General features: G+C 63.1%; 4 protein-coding genes. All 4 read left to right on the forward strand.

Annotated elements, in window-relative coordinates; genetic code table 11:
• Positions 1-348 precede the first annotated feature (348 nt).
• The 4 genes from WBV42_RS14650 (at position 349) to WBV42_RS14665 (ending at position 5,175) form a co-directional block, all read left to right on the forward strand.
• The gene (locus tag WBV42_RS14650) at positions 349-1,095 is read left to right on the forward strand and encodes an ABC transporter ATP-binding protein (protein ID WP_423986691.1); all 747 of its coding nucleotides are present in this window, start codon (positions 349-351) and stop codon (positions 1,093-1,095) included.
• 8 nt (positions 1,096-1,103) lie between these two features.
• Complete coding sequence (locus tag WBV42_RS14655; protein WP_423986692.1) at positions 1,104-2,339, forward strand: ABC transporter permease; 1,236 nt, start codon at positions 1,104-1,106, stop codon at positions 2,337-2,339.
• A gap of 183 nt (positions 2,340-2,522) precedes the next feature.
• Positions 2,523-3,854, forward strand: a complete 1,332-nt coding sequence (locus WBV42_RS14660; RefSeq protein ID WP_423986693.1) for a tryptophanase — start codon at positions 2,523-2,525, stop codon at positions 3,852-3,854.
• Positions 3,855-3,981: 127 nt separating this feature from the next.
• The gene (locus WBV42_RS14665; protein ID WP_423986694.1) at positions 3,982-5,175 is read left to right on the forward strand and encodes a sulfatase; all 1,194 of its coding nucleotides are present in this window, start codon (positions 3,982-3,984) and stop codon (positions 5,173-5,175) included.
• Positions 5,176-5,233 lie beyond the last annotated feature (58 nt).

Below are 5,233 nucleotides of genomic sequence, written 5' to 3' on the forward strand. Positions count from 1 at the left end.
CACCAGAGGGCATCGCCGTCGTACAGGTACCAGAGGGATACCATCCACAGGTTTCCCGACGGGGTCGTACAGGCCAACCGAAGCGGAACGGTCGTCCGCTCGAAGTACTCGATCAGTTCGTCCTTCGACCACACGCCTGATAGTTCGGTCATCGGAAATTCATCGACGATATACGCTCCCGACGACCGAATAACCCGCGATTGTGGAGACGGAAATACCCCGGTGTGCGAAACGTTTCACGTTCCGAACCGGCGACGATGAGTGTAACACCGCTCCGTCGTTATTTTTCCCGCACCCGGTACCGTGTTATGGAGTAGGGTTTAGACTGTCGGGATAGTAACCTGTACTATGGCAGCCAGCCACTCGGCGAGTTCCGACGAGGGGCAGAGAAATGCGGTGACACTGACGGACGTTCGAAAATCGTACTTTCTGGGGGAGCCGGTTCACGCACTCGACGGCGTGAACCTGTCGATTCCACGGGGGGCGTACACGGCAGTGATGGGACCGAGTGGGTCGGGAAAGAGCACCCTCCTCAACCTCATCGGGTGTCTCGACACGCCGACCGAGGGACGCATCTCGATCAACGGACGCGATGTCACTGACCTGTCGGACAAAGAGCGGACGAGGGTTCGTGGGGAGGAGATCGGGTTCGTCTTCCAGACGTTCAACCTGATGCCGCGTCTTACCGCCCGCGAGAACGTCGCGCTTCCGCTCGTGTTTCGCAGCGTCTCACGAACCGACCGCCGGGAGCGGGCCGACGACTTGCTGTACCGGGTGGGGCTTCGCGGTCGGGAGGAGCACCGGCCGAACGAACTGTCCGGTGGCCAGCGTCAGCGCGTGGCCATCGCCCGCGCACTGGCGAACGACCCGGCCATCATCCTCGCCGACGAGCCAACCGGCAACCTCGACAGCGAGACGGGCCAGCAGATAATGGCTCTGTTCGAGGAACTCAACGACGAGGGGAACACCGTGCTGATGGTGACGCACGAGCGTCACATCGCCGAACACGCCGAGCGCGTGGTTCACATCCTCGACGGCACCGTCGAACGGGTGGAGGAGATCGATTCGCGGCGGCGGGTCGAAGGGACGCGGTAGCGAGACAAATGGAGTTCCGCGAAACGCTCCGAATGAGCCTCAGGGCGATTCGAAGCCATCGTGTTCGGTCCTCCCTTTCTGCGTTCGGCGTCGTCATCGGCATCGCCGCCGTTATCACGCTCGTCACGCTCGGCACCAGCCTCCGCGTCGATATCCTCCACGAGTTCACCGGCGGCCACGCCCCGAACGTGTACGTCTGGGCAGGTCCGCCAGGCGGTCAAGCCGGATTCGGTGCACAACCCGTCTTCACCGCCCACGACGTCGACCGACTCCGCCACATCGACGGCGTCGCGACGGTGGTTCCGAGGGGCATCCTCCCCGTCATCGCGCTCTCCCACGGTGGCCAGACGGTGAGCCAAAACCAGATCGTGGCGACGACGCCAGCGCAGTTCCGAACCCGAAAATTCGCTCACGGCGAGTCGTTTCGGCAGGGAAAACGCGAAGTCGTGGTGAACCCGGCGGCGGCGACGATGTTCGACGACACCCTCCGCGTCGGTGACACAGTCGAGATCAGAACGAGCGACGGCAGTACCGTGCGTGCCCGCGTCGTCGGCGTGTTACGCCACTCGAACGGGAACGGCCAGTTCGACAGCGGCGGGTCGCTCCCGCAGGTGTACGTCCCGACACGGCCGTTCTACAGTTCGACGGTGAAGAGTCCGACGCAGGGCACCGACGAGCGTGTCTACCCGCTCCTGACGGTGGTCGCAAAGAACCACGCGACGATTCCGGAAAGCAAGCGGGCGGTAAAAGCCTACCTTCACTCCAGTTCCGACGCGGTCCAACTCACGCCCGACAAGTACGCCATTCGGGTGCGAACCGACCAGGACCTCGTGAATCGGCTGAAGGACGTGCTCACGACGCTGACGACGTTTATCACGAGCATCGCGGTCATCTCGCTCGTCGTCGCGGCCATCGGAATCGCCAACATCATGTTGGTGAGCGTAACTGAACGCACCCGCGAAATCGGCATCATGAAAGCCGTCGGCGCGCAGAACCGCGACGTGCTCCAACTGTTTCTGATGCAGGCCGTCCTGCTCGGCGTCGTCGGGTCGATATTCGGCGTCGCACTCGGTGCCGTCGGTGGGTACGTCGCCACGCAGTACGTCGGTCTGCCGCTCGTCTTCGCGTACGAAGTCGTCCCCCTCGCCATCGGGGTCGGTATCCTCGTCGGCATGATCACCGGTCTCTACCCGGCGTGGAACGCCGCGCGGGTGGACCCCATCGACGCGCTCCGCTACGAGTGAGACGCGCACAACGGTCGAGCGGTTGGCCGCCGAAACGACCGCCATGCACATCGAGGGCATCACGACACGGATGGACTATGGAAAGTAGCGATGTGCAGATTCGGGGTTTGACACCCGGATACGCCCGTTTTCCACCGATGATTTCTCAGCAACGTTAAGAACTCGGACTCCTCCTATTCGGATATGCGAGCCTACCGGGCCAAAGTCGTCGAACCGATTCACCTCCCCGACCGCGACGAACGCGTCGCGAACATCGAAGCGGCGGGCTACAACGTTTTCAACCTCGACTCCGAGGACGTGTTCATCGACCTGCTGACCGACAGCGGGACGGGAACGATGAGCGATGCACAGTGGGCCGCCATGATGCGCGGCGACGAAGCGTATGCGGGCAGTGACAGCTTCAAACGCCTCCAAGAGAGCGTTTCGGACGTGATGGGATTCGACAAGATCGTCCCGGCCCATCAGGGCCGCGGCGCGGAGAACGTCCTTTACGGCGTCACCGTCTCCGAGGGGGATTACGTCCCGAACAACACCCACTTCGACACGACGCGGGCACACATCGTCAACAACGGTGGAAAACCGGTCGATTGTCCCGTGGACGTCGCGCCGGACGACCCCTTCCAGGGCAACCTCGACCCCGACAAGGTCCGCGAGTTGGCCGACGAGGTCGGAGCAGAGAACATCCCCGCTGTCCTCGTCACCATCACGAACAACTCGATGGCGGGCCAACCCGTGAGCATCGAGAACATCCGCGAGGCGCGCGAGGTGGCCGACGAACTCGACGCGCTGCTGGTCATCGACGCCTGCCGGTTCGCGGAGAACGCGTACTTCGTCCAACAGCGCGAAGCCGAGTTCGAGGGCGAAGACGTGGCCGACATCGCCCGCGAGGAACTCTCGTACGCTGACGCCATCGTCATGAGCGGGAAGAAGGACGCGCTCGCCAACATCGGCGGGTTCGTCGGCGTTCGCGACGACGACCTGTTCGAACACGCGAAACAGCGCGGCATCCTCTACGAAGGGTTCACCACCTACGGCGGTCTCGCGGGACGCGACTTGGAGGCGATGGCGGTCGGTCTTCGTGAAGCGGTCACCCAGCCCTACATCGAGTCGCGCGTCGAGCAGGTCGCCGAACTCGGCGACCTGCTCCTCGAAGCGGGCGTTCCGATTTACAGTCCCACCGGCGGCCACGCGGTGTACGTGGACGCGGAGGAGTTCCTGCCGGAAATCCCGCGCGAGCAGTTCCCCGGACAGGTTCTCGTCGGCGAACTGTACCGCGAGGGCGGCGTTCGCGCCGTCGAACTCGGCGAGTTCGCGTTCCCCGGCGAGGACCGCCCGCAACTCGTCCGGCTCTGTCTCCCCCGCCGGACCTACTTCCGCGAGCATCTGGAGCACATCGCCGAAACCTTCGAAGCGGTCGGCGAGAAGCGCGACCAACTCTCGGGCTTGGAAATCGTCTGGGAACCGCCGATGGAGGAACTGCGTCACTTCAGCGCGGAACTCGAACCCGTCGAATAAGCAACCATTGGCCGCCACGTCTCACGAGTCCTCTCGTGAACTATAGCGGCAATAGAGTCACCGTCTCGCAAGCTATTTGACTGCGCTACCGAATTCTCACGTAGCGAACCATCACTCACCGCGACAGATGAACACGAACGATATTCCCATTACCGTCCTGTTCACCGTCGATTCGCTTCGAGCGGACGCCCTGCCGAAGGACGGCGAGATTGCCGACCTCGAACGAGGGGGAACCACATTCGAAAACGCCTTCGCACACGGCAACTGGACGCCGTTTTCCTTCCCCTCGATTCTCGGCGGTGATCACGTTTTCACCGATTCGAGCGACATCGGGCTTTCCGACCGACCGACGCTCGCCGAAACGCTTCGGGACGCCGGAATCCCGACTGCGGGGTTCAACGGCGCGAACGGATTCCTGACCGACCATTGGGGCTACGACCGTGGCTTCGAGGCGTTCGAGACGTTCACGTCGAGCACGACCGACTCGTTTTACAGCAAATACCTCACCGCCCATCCGACCGTTCAGGCGTGGCTTCAAGTCGCGGCGTCGCCGTTCCGGCGACTGCTCGGCGGCGACGGCGGGGCACGAAACGTCTCCCGGATGCAAGACGTGGAGCGTCACGCCATCGACTTCATCGAGCGCGCGGAACCGCCCTTTTTCCTCTGGGTGCATTACATGGACGTTCACACCCCGTACGTCCCCGCCCCGAAGTTCGTCCGCGACGAAACCGGGGTCAACGTCGGGTCGCTGAAGATGCTCAAGGCGCACGCCCAGGTGGGACTCGGTCGGGAGGTCAGCGGCGAGACGCTGGACAACCTCCAGTCGCTCTACCGCGCCGCGATTCGGCAAGTCGACGAGAGCGTCGGGCGCGTCCTCTCGGCGCTTTCGGAGCGGGGGCTACGGGACGATGCGTTCCTCGTCTTCGCGGGCGACCACGGCGAGGAGTTCATGGAACACGGCCACCTCGCTCACTACCCAAAACTGTACGAGGAACTGATACACGTCCCGCTCCTCGTCTCGCATCCCGGCGGCGACGCCGATTCCGACACCGTCGAGCGGGCCGTGGGTCTCGATGCGATTCCGCCGACGATTTGCGACGCGATGGGCGTCGAACACGACTTCGACGGCGAGAGTTTGTTGGACGGGAAGTCGGACTCCACGCCGGTCACGTCCGTCGCCGTTCGCGGGCCGAACGTCACGTATCAACCGATTCCGCGGCGATTGGACGACGGCGAACTCCTCGTGAGCGCCAGGACGCGGGAGTGGACGTACATCTACCACACGGAATCCGAAAAACGTGCTCTGTTGAATAGATGCTGAGCCACGGTTACAGCGGCTCACACAGTGATTCTATGTTAATGATGGCGAACATCAGGAC

The sequence above is a fragment of the Haladaptatus sp. genome, assembly GCF_049589095.1.
In the GTDB taxonomy this organism is placed as follows: Archaea; Halobacteriota; Halobacteria; order Halobacteriales; family Haladaptataceae; genus Haladaptatus.

Coding starts and splice junctions, on each gene's coding strand:
- WBV42_RS14650 (WP_423986691.1), top strand. CDS start 349: ATGGCAGCCAGCCACTCGGCGAGTTCCGACGAGGGGCAGAGAAATGCG.
- WBV42_RS14655 (WP_423986692.1), top strand. CDS start 1,104: ATGGAGTTCCGCGAAACGCTCCGAATGAGCCTCAGGGCGATTCGAAGC.
- WBV42_RS14660 (WP_423986693.1), top strand. CDS start 2,523: ATGCGAGCCTACCGGGCCAAAGTCGTCGAACCGATTCACCTCCCCGAC.
- WBV42_RS14665 (WP_423986694.1), top strand. CDS start 3,982: ATGAACACGAACGATATTCCCATTACCGTCCTGTTCACCGTCGATTCG.